This window comes from Brucella pituitosa (genome assembly GCF_003049685.1).
Lineage (GTDB): Bacteria > Pseudomonadota > Alphaproteobacteria > Rhizobiales > Rhizobiaceae > Brucella > Brucella pituitosa.
This window is the reverse complement of record NZ_PYSY02000001.1, coordinates 279,091-298,246: the sequence shown is the minus strand read 5'-3', so window position 1 is coordinate 298,246 and position 19,156 is coordinate 279,091. Positions and strand designations below refer to the sequence as shown.

Below are 19,156 nucleotides of genomic sequence, written 5' to 3'. Positions count from 1 at the left end.
TGGGCTTCACAAAAGATTAGATCGAAAGCGACACTGGAAAGAAGATGGATAATCTTGAACATAGGCGCGTACTGGTCGTGGAGGACGAAATTTTTGTCGCCCTCGACGTTGCCGCCACTGTGGAAGATGCCAACGGAACGGTTGTCGGCCCTGTGGGCACCGTAAGGCAGGCCATAGACATCATAAATAATCAGGATGTCGATGCAGCTATTCTCGACGTCAATCTGGCAGATGGTGATCTCGAACCCATTCTTGATAGGCTGAAAAGCCGGAACATCTTCGTCGTCATTCACACTGGCGGTGGATTGCCTGCGCATCTCGCGGCACGTTATCCGGAAATGCCGATCTTCCAGAAGCCCGTTCCGCCCTATGTACTGACAAGGGCGCTGGCTTCAGCATTTACACCCAATATGGCTCAACGCGTCTGATGCGTCACAGCTTCCCCGATTTTGCAACCGTATTGAAAGAGGCTGAAGCGGAGCGCGACAGCGCTGAACACCTGCCGCGCCCGACAGTTAATCTCGCATCCGCAGTGTTTTCCGCCGGTTTCAATCCGGCTTCAAACGGAACTTACCCGACAGAAAAAATAGTCCCACAGTTCGATCTTCAGGATTTTGAAAGCGATCAGGACAAGCTAGATCGCGAAATGCAAGAACTGGCAAAACGCATGGAGAGCCAGTCGCCAGCTTCCATTCGCAGGGAACTTAATCTGCGGCCCGAAATGAAACGGGCAGAGCTTCAACGCCTGCGCCGACAGTTCGCCGCGCAAAACCATCCAGACCGGTTACCGCAAGAATTTCGTCTGGCCGCAGAACAGCGTATGAAGACAGCCAATGCGCTGCTCGATAGCGCCATGACTTCTGCAACAAATGAGCTTTAAGAAATTTCCTTACGTTTAAAGCTTTAAATCTTTTGCATTATAACAATAATATGCTAGGTTGATCTTGTCGGCGCCTGCAATTGCTGTTGCACGCCTGAACTTTTCCGCTGAACGCAATATCCTAAAGGATGCGCGACCGGTGCAAGCGCTGGGGCAATTTGCGCTTTGCTCTGCGGGAATGGTTCTGCCATACCGGCATCACAGGTTAGTGCATCCCGAAAAGTGTGAAGCAGTTTTCGGATAAGATGTGCGTCAACAAAGTAGAATAGAGCGCATTTCGACCCTATTTAAAGGGCGAGGTTCACTCTGAAATAGTGCTAAAAGGTTTGAAAATGCCTCCTTATCGTTCGCGTACTACCACCCACGGCCGCAATATGGCTGGCGCGCGCGGCCTATGGCGCGCCACCGGCATGAAGGATGAGGATTTTGGCAAGCCAATTATTGCTGTGGTGAACTCGTTCACCCAGTTCGTGCCGGGCCATGTGCATCTGAAGGACCTCGGCCAGCTCGTCGCGCGCGAAATTGAAGCGGCTGGCGGCGTTGCCAAGGAGTTCAACACCATTGCGGTCGATGACGGTATCGCGATGGGCCATGACGGCATGCTCTATTCGCTGCCATCGCGCGAGCTGATTTCCGACTCGGTTGAATATATGGTCAATGCCCATTGCGCCGACGCGATGGTCTGCATTTCCAACTGCGACAAGATCACTCCCGGCATGCTGATGGCAGCACTCCGCCTCAATATCCCGGTCGTGTTCGTTTCGGGCGGGCCGATGGAAGCAGGCAAGGTCGTCTGGGACGATCAGGTCAAGAAGCTCGACCTCGTGGATGCGATGGTTGCAGCCGCTGACGACAGCTACACCGACGATCAGGTCAAGGCGATTGAGCGCTCTGCCTGCCCTACCTGTGGCTCGTGCTCTGGCATGTTCACCGCAAACTCGATGAACTGTCTGACCGAAGCTCTCGGCCTGTCGCTGCCGGGCAACGGCTCCACGCTCGCAACCCATGCCGACCGCAAGCGCCTCTTCGTGGAAGCCGGTCATCTGGTTGTCGATCTCGCCCGCCGTTATTACGAGCAGGACGACGAAAGCGTATTGCCGCGCTCGATTGCAAGCTTCCCGGCCTTTGAAAACGCCATGACACTCGACATTGCGATGGGCGGTTCGACCAATACGGTTCTGCATCTGCTTGCAGCCGCACAGGAAGCCGAGATCGACTTCACCATGGCCGATATCGACCGCCTGTCGCGTCGCGTACCGGTGCTCTGCAAAGTCGCACCTGCCAACAACACGGTTCACATGGAAGACGTGCATCGCGCAGGCGGTATCATGGGTATTCTCGGTCAGCTCGACAAGGCAGGCCTCATCAATACTGCGCTGCCGACCGTGCACAGCGAAACCATGGCCAAGGCGCTCGATCATTGGGACGTCACGCGCACCAAGAGCGAAATGGTACACAAGTTCTATTCCGCAGCTCCCGGCGGCGTGCCGACACAGGTTGCCTTCTCACAGGAACGTCGCTTTGACAGCGTCGATGCAGACCGTGAAAAAGGCGTCATCCGCTCCAAGGAATATGCCTTCAGTCAGGATGGCGGTCTGGCCGTGCTTTACGGCAATCTGGCCGAAGACGGTTGTATCGTGAAGACGGCAGGCGTGGACGATTCCATCCTGAAGTTCTCCGGCCCTGCCCGCATCTTCGAAAGTCAGGATACCGCAGTACTCGGCATTCTGAACGGCAAGATCAAGGCTGGCGACATTGTGCTGATCCGCTATGAAGGCCCGCGCGGCGGCCCCGGCATGCAGGAAATGCTCTATCCAACCAGCTATCTGAAGTCGAAGGGTCTGGGTAAGGCTTGCGCGCTGATCACCGACGGACGTTTCTCGGGCGGTTCTTCAGGCCTCTCGATTGGTCACGTTTCGCCGGAAGCAGCCGAAGGCGGCACCATTGGTCTGGTGCGCGAAGGCGATATCATCGATATCGACATCCCGAACCGCAAGATCCATCTGGCTGTTGATGATGCAACGCTGGCCGAACGCCGCGCCGAGCAGGAAGCAACGGGCTGGAAGCCGCTGGAAGAGCGCAAGCGCAAGGTTTCAACCGCGCTGAAGGCTTATGCCTCCATGGCAACCAGTGCCGCCAAAGGCGCGGTGCGGAAGTTGCCGGATTGATTTCGTAAGAGAATATTTTACTAAGGGCTCTTCGGAGCCCTTTTATTTTATCAGGAGATTGGAAGCCATGAATTTGAGAGCCATATTTTGTGCATCTATAGCTGCTTCTTTATTGTCTATTGCACCGGCGCAAACCCAAGAACTAACCAAGCAAGATTATCTAGCGCTTCCCGCTAAATCCCTAAAGAATTTTCAATGCGCTATCCTCATCCAAAACATCGGAAATATTGTAAAACCAGCGGCCTCTTCATACCTTCTGTCATCCAGTTTCACACAAAAAGCTTACGATCTAGGCAAGCAATATTATGAGGCTCTGGAAACCAACAAGATTAGCGTCATGGACCTCACGCTAGATATGCCTTCAGAGTTTAAGCTGGACACAACTACGATCATGGCGCGAGATCAACAGGAAGTAATCGCGTTCAAACTTGGACGTATCTCGATCAAAGCAACGGCTGACATTCTTTATAAGGTCGGAGCTGTGAATAATGAGGGTGAAGTAGACACCGCCAAGTTCAAAAAGAAATCTCCCGAACTTCTTGATGAATATTGCGATTTCGAGGGATTGAACATGCCTGCTCCAATGCTCGAAAAGCTGCAACATGACCTCAGATCATCGGTTCAGGAATAAGCTCAACTATTACTGAAGCGCCTTCTCCACCGCTGGCATCAGATCGTTCTTCACCGATTCCGGGGTAAACGGCCCGACATGCTTGTAGACGATCTTGCCATTCTGATCTACGAGGAAGGTTTCCGGCACGCCGTAGACGCCCCATTCGATTGCTGAGCGTCCGGCGCGGTCGACACCGACAGCGGCAAACGGGTTGCCGAGATCGCCGAGGAAGCGGCGCGCGTTTTCCGGCTGATCCTTGTAATTGAGGCCAACCACGCGGATGCGCTCATCCTTGGCGATTTCCATCAAGAGCGGATGCTCCTGACGGCAGGGGACGCACCACGATCCCCAGACATTGACCAGTGTGAGCTTGCCTATAAAATCTTCGCTGTTGAGACCCGGCACAGGCGCACCATCGCGCACCAGACCCTCGACAGGCGGAAGACTCGTCTGCGGTGCCGGTTTGCCAATCAGTGCCGAAGGAATGGTCGTATTATCCTTGCCTGACAGAAGCTGTACGGCAAAGATTGCGGCCAGTCCGACGAAAATCGCCAGCGGCAGCAGGGCAACCCATGTGGAGCGCTTTTTCGGCGCGGCAGACTTTTCGGTTGTTTCGGTCATTATGCTTTACCGGGGGCTTTTGCAGAACGGCGACGCACGCCCTGTGCCTCAAGCCGCTTCAGCTCATTCTTCAGGGTACGCTGATCGATCAATATCCAGCCAATTGTGATGGCAAGTGCTCCCGCGGCGAGGCCATAGGACGTTACAACAAAAGCCATGTGGCTCATCATACCGCCTCCCCTTGGGTTTCAGCCTGTTCTCTTTTCATACGGCTGCGGTCGGCATTGCGGGCTGCGAGCTTTTTCATCATGGCCACGCGACGGCGCCATATTTCATTGCGCATCGCCATCATGTGCAGCGTGAGAAACAGCAGCGTGAAGCCAATGGCCATCACGAAAAGTGGGCGCAGCATGGAGCCGTCAATGGTCGGACCGTCCATGCGGAAGACAGAGGCTGGCTGATGCAGGGTGTTCCACCAATCGACCGAGAATTTGATAATCGGGATATTGATGAAGCCCACCAGTGTCAGAACCGCGACAGACTTGGCGCTCTTGGTCGGATCATCCATGGCACGCGACAGTGCGATAATGCCAAGATACATGAGAAACAGCACGAACACGGACGTCAGCCGCGCATCCCACACCCACCACGTGCCCCACATCGGCTTGCCCCAGAGCGAACCTGTTGCCAGCGCAAGCGCAGTGAAAACGGCCCCCAGCGGAGCTGCAGCGCGGATCGAAACATCCGCCAGCGGATGACGCCAGACCAGCGTGCCCAGAGATGAGATTGCCATGATCGAGTAACACATCATGGAAAGCCATGCGAAAGGCACATGAATATACATGATGCGGACCGTCATGCCCTGCTGGTAGTCCTCCGGCGACAGGAAGAAGACCATATAGAGGCCGATGGCCAGAAACAGTGCAGACAGAAGCCCAAGCCATGGCAAAACCCTGCCCGCAAAGCCAAGAAAGCGCGTGGGGTTTGCCAGATCAAGCCAGCTTGTGGTTCTCATCGTATCATTCGTCATGGCTTATACTTATACCTGACGCGTTATGCTGTTCAATTGACCGTAATCAACTGCGTCAATCCGCCGAGCATGATCTTGACCCAAAAACGGCTCCCACTTTTCGGGATCACAATATTTCTGAGCATTATCCTACGCAAAACCGGTTCCCACTTTTGCTGGAAATGCTTTAATCCGCCGAGCTTTTTAATGAAGCTGCTGCGGCCAACGGACCCAGAACAGCGAAAAACAAAGTGAGCGCACAGAGAATAAGGAATGGTGCAAAAAACGGAGCCACGGCATCAGTCGCGCCATAAGACGCTGACACGCCAAAAATCAGCACTGGAATGGTCAGCGGCAGCACGATTACCGAAACAAGCAGACCACCACGCGGCAACGCTACGGCCAATGCTGCACCAACAGCTCCGATAAAGGCAATTGCCGGGGTGCCAACAAGAAGTGTGAGGGCAGTCGCAGCGGTTGCCGTCGCATCCATATTCATGAACAGCCCCAACATGGGTGACGCAATCACCAACGGCAATACGCTTGCCACCCAATGAGCGACGCATTTCACAAAAACGGTGAAAGCCAGCATATGGCGGTCTGCGCCAATCAGCAGGAGATCGAGCGAACCATCCTCGCGATCCGCCTGAAACAGCCGGTCCAACCCGAGCAGTGTTGCCAGCAAAGCGCCAATCCACAACATGGCCGGGCCGATACGCGCGAGGAGATTGAGATCAGGACCGACACCGAACGGCATCACCGAAATCACCGCCAGAAAGAACAATATGCCGATCAGCGCGCCACCGCCAGCGCGAAAACTAAGGCGCATATCCCGGATAAAAAGCGCCAGCATCACACAGCCTCAACTGAATAGGCGGCCATGTCGAGTGTGCGAACGCCAATGTTTCTTTCCAACGCAGTTTCGGACGGGAAACCGGCTTCCACTTTCCCTGAAAATGCCTCTAAGCCCAACGGAATATGCGTTGCGGCGACAATCATGCCGCCTTCCTGCATATGCCCGCGCATCAGTTCTGCAAAACGCGCCTCGGATGCTTTGTCGAGCCCGGCAGTCGGCTCATCGACAATCCAGAGCGGACGATAACTGACCAGCAGCTTGGCGATTGAAACGCGACGCTTCTGCCCGGTGGAAAGATAGCCGAAAGGCAAATGCTCAACGCCTGGCAAATCAACGGCCTCAAGCGCCTCATCGATATCGAGGCGTGGTTCGCCATTGAACTTTTGCCAGAACAGCAAGTTCTCGCGCACACTCAAGGCAGGCTTCATTGCATTCTGGTGACCGAGATAGTGGCAAGATGCGCGAACGGGAAGCGAGGTTCCCTCTTCAAACAACTCGACTGCGCCATCTTCCGGCGCAAGAAGACCACATATGATTCGCAGCATCGTTGATTTGCCGGAGCCGTTCGGACCTGTGACCACCAGCGCTTCGCCGGAAGACAATTCAAAGGAAAGGGCAGAGAAGATTGTCTCGCCGCCACGTTCGCCTGCCAGGTTTTCGGCCTCAAGCCGCATTTTCTCTCCTTAGCGCGCCGTGCGCTCTGCAAGGCGCACAAAAGGTCGCTCTAACAGTTTAAACTTGCTGCATAATTTTATCTTAAACTGATAAGAGTTTAAGAAATTATGCAATAGGCACGTCCGGCAAGGGCTGAACGCGGGTATCGCAACATTTCGCCGCAAGGGAGCAAATTCACGATATTCTGTCTGGAATCGTTTTAGGAAACTCTCTATATGAGGGCTACCATGCCAGCGGTCGGTGTGGAAACAAATTTTGGCCGATCTCAAAGGCTTGGCGCTTGTAGGAGCACAGGTTTCGGGACGGACAGCGGAAATGACTGCACCCGCACCTTTAGCGCGTCCTTGAAACGCAGCAGAGGCGTTCGTCCTGGTTTTCCGGCCAGTAGCATGAAGGACGAACGCAGTGTCACACATTGACAGCTTTAAATGCCGCAAAACCCTTACCGTCGCCGGTAAGGAATATGTTTATTACAGCCTGACCGAAGCCGAAAAGAACGGCCTCGAAGGCATCTCCAAGCTCCCGTTCTCCATGAAGGTTCTGCTCGAGAACCTGCTCCGCTTCGAAGATGACCGCTCTGTCAAGAAGTCGGACATCGAAGCCGTTGCCAAGTGGCTGAATGATCGCGGCTCGGCAGGCGCGGAAATCGCCTATCGCCCGGCACGCGTACTCATGCAGGACTTCACCGGCGTTCCGGCCGTTGTCGATCTGGCAGCTATGCGCGACGGCCTGAAGAACCTCGGCGGCGATCCTGAAAAGATCAACCCGCTGGTTCCTGTCGATCTTGTCATTGACCACTCGGTCATCGTCGACGAATTCGGCAATCCAAGCGCATTCAAGGCCAATGTGGATCTGGAATACCAGCGCAATGGCGAACGCTACCGCTTTCTTAAGTGGGGCCAGCAGGCATTCAAGAACTTCCGCGTCGTTCCTCCGGGCACCGGCATCTGCCATCAGGTGAATCTCGAATATCTGGCGCAGGCCGTATGGACCAAGGAAGAAGACGGCGTGACCGTTGCTTATCCTGACACCTGCGTCGGCACCGACTCCCACACCACCATGGTCAACGGCCTTGGCGTTCTGGGCTGGGGTGTTGGTGGTATTGAAGCAGAAGCCTCGATGCTGGGTCAGCCGGTTTCCATGCTGCTGCCGGAAGTTATCGGCTTCCGCCTGACCGGTAAGGTCAAGGAAGGCGTTACCGCAACCGATCTCGTGCTCACCGTTACCCAGATGCTGCGCAAAAAAGGCGTGGTTGGTAAGTTCGTTGAGTTTTTTGGCCCGGGTCTCGACAATATGACCCTTGCCGATCGCGCAACCATTGCCAATATGGGCCCTGAATATGGCGCGACCTGTGGTTTCTTCCCGATCGACAAAGAAACGCTCAACTACATGAACACGACCGGTCGCGAAGAAGACCGCATCGCGCTCGTTGAGGCTTATTCACGTGCACAGGGCATGTGGCGGGAAGCGGACAGCGTTGATCCGGTATTCACGGATGTTCTCGAACTGGATATGAGTGAAGTCGTTCCGTCGATGGCCGGTCCAAAGCGTCCTGAAGGCCGCATTGCGCTGGAAAAGATCGCATCGGGCTTCGCAACCTCGCTTGAAACCGAATACAAGAAGACCACAGGCCAGACCGCACGTTACGCTGTTGAAGGCGAAGATTACGATCTCGGCCATGGCGATGTGGCAATTGCCGCAATCACCTCATGCACCAACACCTCCAACCCAAGCGTGCTGATCGCTGCCGGTCTTCTGGCCCGCAATGCAGTTGCAAAGGGCCTCAAGACCAAGCCTTGGGTTAAGACCTCGCTTGCTCCCGGCTCTCAGGTTGTTGCCGCTTATCTTGAATCCGCTGGCCTCCAGAAGGATCTTGATGCGCTCGGCTTCAACCTCGTTGGTTTCGGCTGCACGACCTGTATCGGTAACTCCGGTCCATTGCCTGCTCCGATCTCCAAGACGATCAACGAAAAGGGCCTGATCGCGGCTGCCGTTCTTTCCGGCAATCGTAACTTCGAAGGCCGCGTTTCGCCGGACGTTCAGGCGAACTATCTGGCTTCGCCGCCGCTCGTCGTCGCTCACGCTCTTGCCGGTACGGTCACCAAGGACCTGACCAAGGAGCCGCTTGGTGAAGATCAGGACGGCAACCCGGTATTCCTGCGCGATATCTGGCCTTCATCGGCTGAAATCCAGGAATTCATTGCCAAGAACGTTACCCGCAAGATTTTCTCCGAAAAATATGCGGACGTGTTCAAGGGCGACGAAAACTGGCAGGCCGTTCAGGTTCCTGCAGGCCAGACCTATGCATGGGACGACAATTCGACCTATGTGCAGAACCCACCTTACTTCGTGGGTATGGGCAAGTCGGCAGGCAAAATCGGTGATGTTAAGGGTGCACGCATCCTCGGCCTCTTCGGCGACAAGATCACCACCGACCACATCTCGCCTGCCGGTTCCATCAAGGCACAGTCGCCTGCTGGCAAGTACCTCATCGATCATGGCGTCGGCATTGCCGACTTCAACCAGTACGGTACGCGTCGTGGCAATCATGAAGTGATGATGCGCGGCACCTTCGCAAACATCCGTATTCGCAACCACATGCTGGGCGAAAACGGTCGTGAAGGCGGCTACACCATCCATTATCCGTCGAAGGAAGAAACCTCGATCTACGACGCAGCCATGGAGTACAAGGCAGAAGGTGTGCCACTCGTCGTCTTCGCAGGCGTCGAGTATGGCAACGGTTCTTCTCGTGACTGGGCTGCAAAGGGCACCAACCTGCTCGGCGTCAAGGCTGTGATCGCACAGTCGTTTGAGCGTATCCACCGCTCCAACCTCGTTGGCATGGGCATTGTGCCTTTCGTCTTCGAGGAAGGCACAAGCTGGCAGACGCTGGGTCTGAAGGGTGACGAAATCGTCTCCATCGAAGGCCTTGCCGATGTACGTCCGCGCCAGAAGGTCGATGCTTCGATCACTTATGCTGATGGCACAGTGAAGAAAGTTCCGCTCATCTGCCGCATCGATACGCTGGACGAGCTCGACTACATGAAGAACGGCGGCATTCTGCAGACCGTTCTGCGCGATCTCGCTGCTTAATCAGCGACAACGCTCCAAACAAAAAAGCCGCCGGAGAAATCCGGCGGCTTTTTCAGTCTCTGGGACCGTTTTATTGCCCCGAACGGATCATTTCCCTGATTTTTAAAGCTTTTTCAAAGTGATCGAGAGTGTGGGTCTTTATCCACCACTCGGCAGCTTCCATAAGAAGCTCCGGTTCCGTGTTTTTGTTGGCAAAGAATGCATAGAACGAGATACCGACCGTATCGCCCTTTTTCGCGATCTTTTCATCGCAGATGGCGATGGCCTTTTCTCTCAAACTTTGTCTCATTCGCAATTTGCCTTTTATTAAAGCGCGACGCTGCACATATACTCGAAAAAGCCAGCTTCCGCCTTTAGGAGACGTATCTTAGTGAGATAAAAGAAACACACTGCCTGCAAATCTCACTGCAACGTGAATTCCTATTGATCGTCGTAATTCCTACATAATAGATGTCAGCGTCAATTATTGCAGGATGAACCCAAAGTGACCTTCCATTACCCTTTCCATGGGACACATACATGGCTTTCCGGCGACTATGTTCCCGGCTTGCGCGGTGTTTGTGCTGCATTGGGGCTGGCGTTCACCGGTTGCCTGTCAATGCAGGGCGTAGCGAAAGCTCAGGATAGCAGCACGCGAACGTCCGTTCTCGAGCTCTATACCAGTCAAGGCTGTGCCTCGTGCCCGCAGGCTGACAAGAATTTGGCGAAATACGCTGACGACGCCAATGTATTGGCTCTGTCGTTCCACGTTAATTACTGGGATTACATGGGCTGGCGCGACACACTCGCCTCACAGGACAATACAGACCGCCAGAATGCCTATCGCAATTCGTTCAATGCCAAGATGGTCTACACGCCTCAGGCAATCGTCAATGGCGCTTCGGAAATGAACGGCGGCGACGCCGAGGTCGTGAAGCAGCATCTTGATGCGAGTAAGCTCAACGTACCCGTTTCGATCAGGAAACTGGACGATGGGCGCCTGTCGATTGAGATTGCGGCAGGTGAAAAACCAGAGAAGCCCGTACATGTCGTTATGTTCTACCTGCGCGATTCGGTAACCATTCCGATTGACAAGGGTGAGAACGCAGGGCAGTCCGTTACCTATCGTAATACGGTAACGGACACCAATACGATTGGCATGTGGGATGGTCAGGCTTTGAAAATCGAGCTGCCAGCTTCCGAGTTGACCCGCAAGGATGTGACCGGCTGTGCTGTGGTATTGCAGCAAAGCAACAGCGACAAAGCGCTCGGTCCAATTCTCGGTGCCGCGATATTCAAACAAAAAGTTCAGCTCGGGCTCTAAAAGCCGCTTCGTCAAACGCCCGCAACACGCGAACGCAACAGCAACTACGCTTCGTGCGAGCTGTTTATCTTATCATTTTGCGGGAATGTTGCATCTGTCTGAGTGGCTAGGCCAATGAAGGTTGGTTCGGCTCGGGCAGTCCTTTGGGCGGGGGGCTTGGGGTCGGACATACCCGAACCGAACCGTCTCAGGCAACATGGTGATGCTGACGTCATAATCGGGCCGGAATGCGAAGTTGACAAGGCCAAAATGTGGCTGGCGATCACCATTGAGAACAGCTTTTCTCTTTTCGTGAACAGCTAATATACAACTAATTGGGGGTCTATTCTTGTGGGCAGTTCATAGAAAACCGCCAGTACCAGCGCTTGATCTTGCAATCGTTTTACAAAAGCATCACCTTACTGTCATGAGCTGATTTGATCGGTGTTCCCGTATTTCCTTTACAATAGCTCCTGACGGCGAAAGGAAGAAAATGGACATACCAAGCGCTGCGAATGAAGATAAGTCTTCGCATTCGCCCTCTCATCCATCGGCGACGCCAAAAATTGTCCCTTTAGCGCAATCACGTCCGCCTTCTCCCACTGTCAGTTTTGACAGACACGAACTTGGTAAAATCCTGAATATTTATGGCCGTATGGTCGCCACAGGTGCGTGGCGCGACTATGCGATTGATCATCTGGCCGATAGAGCGGTGTTCTCGATCTTTCGGCGGGCCAGCGAAGTTCCGCTGTTTCGTGTGGAGAAAAACCCCAAACTCGCACAGAAGCAGGGGGCCTATTCTGTGATTGCTGCAAGTGGGCTCATTATGAAACGCGGACACGAACTGGAGCGTGTGCTCCGTGTTTTCGATAAAAGCCTCAAGCTGGTCGATAATTGATTAGAGCGCATCCCGAAAAGTGTGAAACGGCTTTCGGACAAAGATGCGCGTTAAAACAAATATTTAGCGCCGATCTGATCCAATCAGATCGAAACGCGCTCTAAGTAAGGGGCACTTCGCCCGGGTCGACGGTGCAGCCACCGTTGAGCGGCAATTGCATGAGGACCGTATCGAGCCAGCGTCCATGCTTGAAGCCTGAACCCTGAATACGTCCGCTATGGGTGAAGCCGAGGCTCTCATGCAGCTTCACAGAGCCTATGTTGTGCTCGCCGTCACCAACCACTGCCAGCAATTGCCTGAAGCCCAACGTGGTCGCACGCTTGATAAGCTCGCCAAGCAGAAGCTTGCCAACGCCCTTCCCCTTAGCGTCCGGCGCGATATAGATCGAATCTTCTGCAAGCCAGCGATAGGCCGGCCGGGTACGGAAGTAGCTGATATAGGCATATCCCAGCACCAGCCCATTTTCTTCCGCGACAAGAATTGGAAAGCCCTGCTCGACAAATGCATCGAAGCGAGTTTTCATTGCTTCAACGGTGGGCGGTTCGATGTCGTAAGAACCGGAACCGTTCAGCACAGCCTCTGTGTAAATTGCAGTGATGGCATCGATATCTGTGGGTTGAAAATCGCGGATATGGGGCATGTCATAAGCCAGAAGTCAGGTTCAGATTACGCCTTCAACATGCCTCGAAGTCACGCGATTGAAAAGCAAAAAGGGCAGCGTTTCCGCTGCCCTTTCGCATAATTCAATTCCAGACTGATTAGTCACGGTTGCCCATGAACTGAAGCAGGAACATGAACATGTTGATGAAGTCGAGATAGAGACGCAGCGCGCCCATCACAATCTTGCGGCCCTGCGTGTCCGAAGCATCACCTTCGTAGTACATTTCCTTGATCGACTGCGTGTCGTAGGCGGTGAGACCTGCGAAGATCAGCACACCGATCACCGAGATTGCGAACTGCAGCGCGGTGGAGCCAAGGAAGATGTTGACGACAGAGGCGATGATCAGGCCGAACAGGCCCATCATCAGGAACGAACCCATTGCGGAAAGATCACGCTTGGTCGTGTAACCGTAAAGCGAGAGCGCTCCGAAGGAAGCTGCCGTTACGAAGAAGGTGCGCACGACGCTTTGGCCGGTGAAGACCAGGAAAATCGACGACAGCGACAGACCGACGAGAGCTGCATAGCCCCAGAATACGGCGTTAGCGGTCGAAACCGACAGACGTTCGATACGGAAGCTCAGGAAAAACACTGCTGCGAGCGGTGCAAGCATGACCACCCAGCGCAGCGGAGACGTGTAAAGTGCTGCACCAAGTGCAGTAAGCATCTTGCCGTTTGCCATCTGCGCGACAGCAGCAGACGGGTCATTGGTCACTGCCAGAGATGCGACGGCGAATGCAGCAAGGCCGGTAACGGCCAAGCCGATAGCCATCATGTTGTAGACGCCCAGCATGTAGCTGCGCAGTCCCTGATCAATGCTGGCATCAGCGCGAGCGCCGCCTACCGGCCTCTGCTGCGCCTGAATATTGCGAAAGTCAGCCATGACTTAAATCCTCTTGCCTTGTCCCGTCCGGTGTCGGGTCCTGGCTCATTTCGAACCGCTCCCAGGCGCCGCTGGCGGGACCCCAGCATGCCTGCGTATATTATGGGCATTTCAGAGCTATCGTACAAGTACTACCTGTAAAAAATCGTGATGAGGCAGCTTGAAATCTGAAGTGCATTCTCCATGCTATCCAAGCATTTAGCCCATTTCTGATCCAACATTACAAATGGTTCATATGGTCCGCAGCACAGTTGCAGGTTTCTGACCCAACACCCGCCATGTTCCCGCAAGGCCGAAACCAACGGTGAGGATCAGTGCAACAGCGACTGTCATCAGAGCCACATCCGGCAGGAACTGTGCTTTGAGCTTCATCACTTCTACCACTACATACCAACCGGCAGCACTTCCTGCGACCAGCGCAAACATGGCTGTTGCAAGCCCAAGCAGCATATATTCGACGATATAGGCTGCAATGAGCGTACCCCGCGTGGCACCCAGCGTTTTAAGCACAACGGCATCGTGAACACGTGCCCGATTGCCCGCAGCCAAAGCCCCGCCAAGCACCAGCACCGAGGCCGCAAGCGCTATGGATGCAGCCGCACGGATTGCCGTTGCAAGCTGGCTGATCAGATCATTGGCAACATCAAGCGCATCGGTCACGCTGACAGTGGTAACCGCTGGCCATGTCTTCGTGACCTGCCGCAGCACATCCGGCGCAAGATTCTTCTGCCCGTCAGGAATGGTCAGCGTCGCAAGCCATGTGGCGGGCGCACCGGCAAAAGTGTTGGGCGAAAACACCATAACGAAATTCATCGCCAGTGTTTCCCATTGCAACTGCCGGAAACTTGCAATCTTAGCATTGATGTTACGGCCAAGTACATTGACCGTGACCGTGTCGCCAAGCTTCAGGCCAAGCTCCTTGCCCTCACGTTCCGCAAAAGATACCAATGGCTCGCCGCTATAATCCGCTGGCCACCACTCACCTTCAGTGAGTGTCGAATTTTCGGGCACCTTGTCGGCAAAGGTTATGCCGCGATCGCCGCGCAATACCCATGCAGCTTCCGGCGGAATGGTCATGTCGCGTACATTGGTGCCGTTAAAGGCTACAATACGCCCGCGCAGCATCGGACCGGAGGTAAGCTTGCCATCCGGTACGATGCCGCTCACAAGCTTGGTGAAATCGCCAATATCCTTGTTCTGAATATCGACAAAAAAGAAATCCGGTGCCTGTGCAGGAATGTTTTCTGTGACCTGACGGCGTAGATTGCCGTCGATCAGTGCAATCGCCACCATGAGTGTAAGACCAAGGCCAAGCGACAGAACCACCGAAGGGGTCAATGCGCCTGGACGATGAATATTGCCGACCGCAAGGCGAACGGCAGTTGAACGCATGCGCGGTGCGCGGCGGGCAAGCCAGCGGATACCGTCCGCGACCAACCGCAGAACACCAAAGGCCGCAATTGATGACACGATGAAGATGGCAGCGATCCGCCGGTCATAGGCGACGTAAAGTGCAAGACCCGCCAAAGCCGCAATCAGCAACACAGCGAGGCTGAGATAAAGGAACGGTGGCAAGCCGCGCTGCTCAAAACCCTGCTCGCGGAAAAGGGCTGTGGCCGGAATATTACGCGCGCGGCCCAGCGGTATGATTGCAAAGGCCAGCGTTGTGATCAGACCGAAGACAGCGGCAAGCGCAAGTGCATCCGGGAAAAACCCGCCGCCACCGGCGACAGGCAAATAATTGGCGAGCGCTGCCGCCGCCGCAAAGGGCATGATTGCCGCCAGAACCAGTCCGATAGCGATGCCGACAAGGCCGATCACCATGATCTGCACCAGATAGACCAGCACAGCAAAACGCGCGGGCGCGCCCAATGATTTGAAGGTCGCAATCACACCCCGCTTGCCGTCGAGATAGGCGCGAACGGCATTGGCAACCCCGACGCCCCCAACGATCAAAGCAGTCAGGCCGACCAGCGTAAGAAACTGCGAGAAACGCTCGATATTGGCGCTCAGCGCCGGTGCAGCGTTAGCGCGCGAACGGATATTCCAGCCTGCATCCGGAAAATCAGTGCTTGCCCGCTCACGCAATTGCACGATTGCTGAATCCGGCGCGCCATCTGGTAATGCGACCTTGTAGATATGATCGACGAGGCTTCCGGGCTGGATCAGTCCCGACGCACGCAGACCATCCATCGAGACCAGAAAGCGTGGCGCAAAATTAAAGCCGGACGACAGCAGATCAGGTTCGCTTTCAATCAGTGCCCGCAATTCAAACGTTGAGGAGCCAAGCAGCACTTTCGCGCCCAGCGACAGGCCCATTCGATTGAGGAAATCCTGGCTGACGGCGGCACCATAGACGCCATCTTGCTCATTGGTCATATCCGCAAGCGGCTGTTGAGGTTGTACCTTCAGCTCACCATAAAGCGGATAGGCGGCATCTACTGCCTTAACCTCTACGAGCGATTGATCGGTGCCATCCGGTATGCGCGCCATGGAACGCATGGTCGCACTTTCGGCAAAGCGGCCTTGCTGCTCGATAAAGGCACGCTCATCTGCGCTTGCCTCTCGTTGATTAAGCGCAAAGCTCAGGTCACCGCCAAGAATGCTCTGACCTTCCGAAGCAATGCCTGTGCTGACAGAACGCGCGACAGAGTTCACACCGCCAATGGCTGCAACACCCAGCGCGATACAGGCGAGGAAAATATAAAAACCGGACAAACCACCGCGCATTTCACGTAATGCAAAGCGAAGTGCTAGTGAAAATGAGGCAATTCCGCTCATGCGCCAGCCACCGCCGCTTCGAACGCTGACTCTTTTCGCGTAGGTTCTTCAATGCGTCCCGAACGTACTGGAATTTCATGATCGCAGCGCGCAGCCAGTGAAGGGTCATGTGTAACCAACACCATGGTCAAACCGTTTTCGCGCTGTTTGGAAAATAGCAGATCGGTAATCTGGCGACCCGTGGCTGTATCGAGATTGCCTGTCGGTTCATCCGCAATCAGGATTTTTGGGCTTGGCGCAAGCGCGCGGGCAATCGCCACGCGCTGTTGCTCCCCACCAGAAAGCTCTGAAGGATAATGCGTGAGGCGTTCACCAAGGCCGACGGCGATCAGCTCTCGTTCAGCCACTTCAAATGCATCTTTGCGCCCTGCAAGCTCCAGAGGAACGGCAACATTTTCCAGCGCTGTCATATTGGGTATGAGGTGAAAGGACTGAAACACGATTCCGATATTGGCACCGCGAAAGGCTGCCGCCTGATCCTCAGTCATCTTGCTGATTGTCTCACCTGCGATCTTCACACTTCCGTTATCAACGTGCTCAAGACCGGCCAGAACCATCAAAAGCGTGGACTTGCCCGAACCCGATGGCCCCACGATGCCGACAGACCGTCCCTGGGCGATGGAAAGTGAAACACCCTTGAGGACATGGACCGATGAGGCTGCATGTCCAAGCGTCAGATGAACGTTCTCAAGCTCGATAATCGGGGCAAAAATCGGGGGAGTCACCTGTTCCGTCACGCGTTTTTCTTCCTATATGAATATTGAAGAGCCAAAGCGCGCCACAAAATTGAACTTGTTTTGCGCCAGAAATTGAAGAGAAGTCCGAGGAGAAGTTCTTCGGGTGATTTTCCTACCTTGTTGCTAGATATGGGTTGCTGACAATGCGTTTCAAACTCTCGATCCCGGCATGGCTGTCGATTTTTGCGATAGTTGGATCTTTTCTTGCCGCAAGCTTGCCTGCCGCAAATGCGCAGGAGGAGCCGACAGGGCTCGAAGATGCATTACCAACCGAACAGCTTGCACAGGTAAAAATTGTCGGTTTTGGCGATAGTTTGATGGCGGGATATCTTCTGCCTTCCAATGCAGCCTTCCCTCAGCAGCTTGAAAAAGTGCTCGACGATAAGGGCTATGAAGTCAGCATCGAAAATGCAGGCGTATCCGGCGACACCACCACCGGCGGCCTTGCTCGCATCGACTGGTCGATCCCCGATGGCACTGATCTGGTGATCCTTGAACTTGGTGCCAATGACGCTTTGCGGGGCATTTCACCCGACATTACCGAGAAAAATCTTGATGAAATGCTGTCGCGCCTCAAGGCACGCGGCATCTCCGTTATCCTTGCGGGCATGATGGCGCCGCCCAATATGGGCAAGGATTACGCTGACAAATTCAATCCGATCTATCCCAGGCTCGCCCAGAAATACGGTGTGCCGCTTTATCCGTTCTTCCTTGATGGCGTCGCTACACAGAAAGGATTGTTACTTGAAGATGGCATGCATCCCAATGAAAAAGGGGTCGAAGCCATGGTTGCGAAATTTTTGCCAACAATCGAGAAAAACCTGAAAGACATACAAAAGACGGGGACATCCGGCGGCTGACACAATCGGGAGGCATAAACAGCTTGCTCAAAACAACGAAGAATGATTCGCTGAGAGTTGCATCGGTTAGGAAAGAAGATTCGTTTTTCTGATGATCGGTGCATAGGCACTCTAACTCAGAGCGTCCTCCAGTGGTTTCGGCCACACGACGCTCTGGCGCAGAACGGTTCGAGGAGGATGCTTTATGCCGCGTCTCTTTACTGCCCTCGAAATCCCGCGCGACGCCGCGCTTTCGCTCTCGTTATTGCGAGGCGGCCTCCCCGGCGCACGCTGGATTGATGTCGAAAATTACCACATAACCCTGCGTTTTATCGGAGATGTGGAAGGCCATGTGGCCGACGAGGTTGCCAATGCGCTTGATCGCGTGCGGCGCCCCGAATTCATGCTCAACCTGTCAGGTGTCGATGCTTTCGGTTCCAAGAAGCCGCACAGCATTTATGCTGGTGTATCCCCCTCGCCTGAACTCAATGCATTGCAAGGCGAGATCGAACGCATTTGCCAGCGGCTTGGTATTCCCGCCGATCCGCGCAAATTTACACCCCATGTGACTTTGGCACGCTTGAGAAATCCACGTATTGAAGATGTCGTGCATTATCTCTCTTCACGCGGCAATTTTTCGACTCTGCCCTTCAAAGTGGGTCGCTTCGTGTTGATGTCTTCACGTGATTCAGTGGGTGGTGGACCTTATATCGTTGAAGAAGCCTGGCCTTTGATGGCAGCATCCCGCCAGAACTGGTCAGCCAACGCATTGGAAGACGCCAGAACCATCCGGTAAACCTCTTCGAAGTCCCCGATCTGGCCATAATAAGGATCGGGGATTTCAACCGGCTTTCCTTCGGCTATCTCGGTGAAAAGTCCGACGCGGGCACTTGCGTTTGCAGGCTGTCGCTGGCCGATCATCCGCATATTGTAGTGATCCATCCCCAGAATGAGATCAAAGCGCGTGAAGTCGCCGGCGGTCAGCTGACGGCAACGTTGGGCCGAGATATCGAGGCCATGGCGTGCGGCAACCCGGATCGAACGATCATCGGGTTCCTCGCCAGTGTGATAGCCATTTGTGCCCGCCGAATCGATCAGCACATGATCAATTCGGCGCTGTTTCAGCACTTCGCCCATCACACCTTCGGCAAGCGGCGAACGGCAGATATTGCCTGCACAAACGAAAAGGATACTGGTCGGGGCTGAATGGGTCACGGAACTCT

General features: G+C 54.5%; 20 protein-coding genes. 9 read left to right on the top strand and 11 right to left on the bottom strand.

Annotated features, from left to right (window positions below; genetic code table 11):
* The first annotated feature begins 44 nt into the window (after positions 1-44).
* The 4 genes from C9380_RS01450 (at position 45) to C9380_RS01435 (ending at position 3,679) form a co-directional block, all read left to right on the top strand.
* Positions 45-428, top strand: coding sequence for a response regulator (locus tag C9380_RS01450; RefSeq protein WP_024898219.1), 384 nt, complete (start codon positions 45-47; stop codon positions 426-428).
* Positions 428-880 carry a hypothetical protein gene (locus C9380_RS01445; RefSeq protein ID WP_128092845.1) on the top strand — a complete coding sequence of 151 codons (453 nt, stop codon included), beginning with the start codon at positions 428-430 and terminating at the stop codon, positions 878-880. The genes C9380_RS01450 and C9380_RS01445 overlap by 1 nt, the downstream gene beginning before the upstream one ends.
* A 332-nt stretch (positions 881-1,212) precedes the next feature.
* Entirely contained in the window at positions 1,213-3,048 is a 1,836-nt protein-coding gene (ilvD, locus tag C9380_RS01440; RefSeq protein WP_105705489.1) for a dihydroxy-acid dehydratase, read from the top strand.
* Between the two features lie 67 nt (positions 3,049-3,115).
* Positions 3,116-3,679 carry a hypothetical protein gene (locus C9380_RS01435; RefSeq protein WP_105705491.1) on the top strand — a complete coding sequence of 188 codons (564 nt, stop codon included), beginning with the start codon at positions 3,116-3,118 and terminating at the stop codon, positions 3,677-3,679.
* 9 nt (positions 3,680-3,688) lie between these two features.
* Here C9380_RS01435 and C9380_RS01430 read toward each other — a convergent pair whose 3' ends face one another.
* From C9380_RS01430 to ccmA, 5 genes are all read right to left on the bottom strand, one after another.
* Complete coding sequence (locus C9380_RS01430; RefSeq protein WP_128092844.1) at positions 3,689-4,282, bottom strand: DsbE family thiol:disulfide interchange protein; 594 nt, start codon at positions 4,280-4,282, stop codon at positions 3,689-3,691.
* Positions 4,282-4,449, bottom strand: coding sequence for a heme exporter protein CcmD (gene ccmD, locus C9380_RS01425; protein ID WP_374844442.1), 168 nt, complete (start codon positions 4,447-4,449; stop codon positions 4,282-4,284). Before ccmD ends, C9380_RS01430 begins: the two co-directional genes overlap by 1 nt.
* Positions 4,449-5,252: a heme ABC transporter permease gene (locus C9380_RS01420; RefSeq protein WP_100558301.1), complete on the bottom strand. Its 804-nt coding sequence runs from the start codon at positions 5,250-5,252 to the stop codon at positions 4,449-4,451. Before C9380_RS01420 ends, ccmD begins: the two co-directional genes overlap by 1 nt.
* A gap of 166 nt (positions 5,253-5,418) precedes the next feature.
* Positions 5,419-6,084, bottom strand: a complete 666-nt coding sequence (gene ccmB, locus C9380_RS01415) for a heme exporter protein CcmB (RefSeq protein ID WP_024898226.1) — start codon at positions 6,082-6,084, stop codon at positions 5,419-5,421.
* Positions 6,084-6,761, bottom strand: a complete 678-nt coding sequence (gene ccmA / locus C9380_RS01410) for a heme ABC exporter ATP-binding protein CcmA (RefSeq protein ID WP_128092843.1) — start codon at positions 6,759-6,761, stop codon at positions 6,084-6,086. Before ccmA ends, ccmB begins: the two co-directional genes overlap by 1 nt.
* Positions 6,762-7,167: 406 nt before the next feature.
* Between ccmA and acnA the strand changes: the two genes are divergently transcribed.
* Entirely contained in the window at positions 7,168-9,855 is a 2,688-nt protein-coding gene (gene acnA / locus C9380_RS01400; protein ID WP_024898228.1) for an aconitate hydratase AcnA, read from the top strand.
* A 70-nt stretch (positions 9,856-9,925) separates the two neighbouring features.
* Here acnA and C9380_RS01395 read toward each other — a convergent pair whose 3' ends face one another.
* Entirely contained in the window at positions 9,926-10,144 is a 219-nt protein-coding gene (locus tag C9380_RS01395; protein WP_024898229.1) for a DUF6500 family protein, read from the bottom strand.
* 279 nt (positions 10,145-10,423) lie between these two features.
* Between C9380_RS01395 and C9380_RS01390 the strand changes: the two genes are divergently transcribed.
* Positions 10,424-11,158, top strand: a complete 735-nt coding sequence (locus C9380_RS01390) for a DUF1223 domain-containing protein (protein ID WP_024898230.1) — start codon at positions 10,424-10,426, stop codon at positions 11,156-11,158.
* 472 nt (positions 11,159-11,630) lie between these two features.
* A complete protein-coding gene (locus C9380_RS01385) occupies positions 11,631-12,035 on the top strand; it encodes a DUF2794 domain-containing protein (protein ID WP_024898232.1) in 405 nt (134 codons plus the stop codon).
* A gap of 100 nt (positions 12,036-12,135) precedes the next feature.
* On the opposite strand, the gene C9380_RS01380 is transcribed toward C9380_RS01385, so the two are convergent.
* The 4 genes from C9380_RS01380 to C9380_RS01365 form a co-directional block, all read right to left on the bottom strand.
* A complete protein-coding gene (locus tag C9380_RS01380; RefSeq protein ID WP_128092842.1) occupies positions 12,136-12,675 on the bottom strand; it encodes a GNAT family N-acetyltransferase in 540 nt (179 codons plus the stop codon).
* A gap of 118 nt (positions 12,676-12,793) precedes the next feature.
* Positions 12,794-13,576, bottom strand: coding sequence for a Bax inhibitor-1/YccA family protein (locus tag C9380_RS01375; protein WP_024898234.1), 783 nt, complete (start codon positions 13,574-13,576; stop codon positions 12,794-12,796).
* A 231-nt stretch (positions 13,577-13,807) separates the two neighbouring features.
* Entirely contained in the window at positions 13,808-16,357 is a 2,550-nt protein-coding gene (locus C9380_RS01370) for an ABC transporter permease (protein ID WP_100558305.1), read from the bottom strand.
* On the bottom strand, positions 16,354-17,082 hold the full coding sequence (locus tag C9380_RS01365; protein WP_128092841.1) for an ABC transporter ATP-binding protein: 729 nt from the start codon (positions 17,080-17,082) through the stop codon (positions 16,354-16,356). Before C9380_RS01365 ends, C9380_RS01370 begins: the two co-directional genes overlap by 4 nt.
* A gap of 155 nt (positions 17,083-17,237) precedes the next feature.
* Here C9380_RS01365 and C9380_RS01355 point away from each other — a divergent pair, with 155 nt between their 5' ends.
* Positions 17,238-17,954: an arylesterase gene (locus C9380_RS01355; protein WP_128092840.1), complete on the top strand. Its 717-nt coding sequence runs from the start codon at positions 17,238-17,240 to the stop codon at positions 17,952-17,954.
* A gap of 184 nt (positions 17,955-18,138) precedes the next feature.
* Positions 18,139-18,729 (top strand): RNA 2',3'-cyclic phosphodiesterase, encoded by a 591-nt coding sequence (gene thpR, locus C9380_RS01350; RefSeq protein WP_024898238.1) that lies wholly within the window; start codon positions 18,139-18,141, stop codon positions 18,727-18,729.
* Here the strand turns inward: thpR and C9380_RS01345 are convergent.
* Entirely contained in the window at positions 18,639-19,148 is a 510-nt protein-coding gene (locus tag C9380_RS01345) for a low molecular weight protein-tyrosine-phosphatase (protein WP_100560028.1), read from the bottom strand. The two genes, thpR and C9380_RS01345, sit on opposite strands and share 91 nt — an antisense overlap.
* Between the last annotated feature and the right edge of the window lie 8 nt (positions 19,149-19,156).

What these genes read in the sequence shown, in the direction of transcription:
- C9380_RS01450 (WP_024898219.1), top strand. Translation starts at nt 45, where the DNA reads ATGGATAATCTTGAACATAGGCGCGTACTGGTCGTGGAGGACGAAATT.
- C9380_RS01445 (WP_128092845.1), top strand. Translation starts at nt 428, where the DNA reads ATGCGTCACAGCTTCCCCGATTTTGCAACCGTATTGAAAGAGGCTGAA.
- ilvD (WP_105705489.1), top strand. Translation starts at nt 1,213, where the DNA reads ATGCCTCCTTATCGTTCGCGTACTACCACCCACGGCCGCAATATGGCT.
- C9380_RS01435 (WP_105705491.1), top strand. Translation starts at nt 3,116, where the DNA reads ATGAATTTGAGAGCCATATTTTGTGCATCTATAGCTGCTTCTTTATTG.
- C9380_RS01430 (WP_128092844.1), bottom strand. Translation starts at nt 4,282, where the DNA reads ATGACCGAAACAACCGAAAAGTCTGCCGCGCCGAAAAAGCGCTCCACA.
- ccmD (WP_374844442.1), bottom strand. Translation starts at nt 4,449, where the DNA reads ATGAGCCACATGGCTTTTGTTGTAACGTCCTATGGCCTCGCCGCGGGA.
- C9380_RS01420 (WP_100558301.1), bottom strand. Translation starts at nt 5,252, where the DNA reads ATGACGAATGATACGATGAGAACCACAAGCTGGCTTGATCTGGCAAAC.
- ccmB (WP_024898226.1), bottom strand. Translation starts at nt 6,084, where the DNA reads ATGCTGGCGCTTTTTATCCGGGATATGCGCCTTAGTTTTCGCGCTGGC.
- ccmA (WP_128092843.1), bottom strand. Translation starts at nt 6,761, where the DNA reads ATGCGGCTTGAGGCCGAAAACCTGGCAGGCGAACGTGGCGGCGAGACA.
- C9380_RS01395 (WP_024898229.1), bottom strand. Translation starts at nt 10,144, where the DNA reads ATGAGACAAAGTTTGAGAGAAAAGGCCATCGCCATCTGCGATGAAAAG.
- C9380_RS01385 (WP_024898232.1), top strand. Translation starts at nt 11,631, where the DNA reads ATGGACATACCAAGCGCTGCGAATGAAGATAAGTCTTCGCATTCGCCC.
- C9380_RS01380 (WP_128092842.1), bottom strand. Translation starts at nt 12,675, where the DNA reads ATGCCCCATATCCGCGATTTTCAACCCACAGATATCGATGCCATCACT.
- C9380_RS01375 (WP_024898234.1), bottom strand. Translation starts at nt 13,576, where the DNA reads ATGGCTGACTTTCGCAATATTCAGGCGCAGCAGAGGCCGGTAGGCGGC.
- C9380_RS01370 (WP_100558305.1), bottom strand. Translation starts at nt 16,357, where the DNA reads ATGAGCGGAATTGCCTCATTTTCACTAGCACTTCGCTTTGCATTACGT.
- C9380_RS01355 (WP_128092840.1), top strand. Translation starts at nt 17,238, where the DNA reads ATGCGTTTCAAACTCTCGATCCCGGCATGGCTGTCGATTTTTGCGATA.
- thpR (WP_024898238.1), top strand. Translation starts at nt 18,139, where the DNA reads ATGCCGCGTCTCTTTACTGCCCTCGAAATCCCGCGCGACGCCGCGCTT.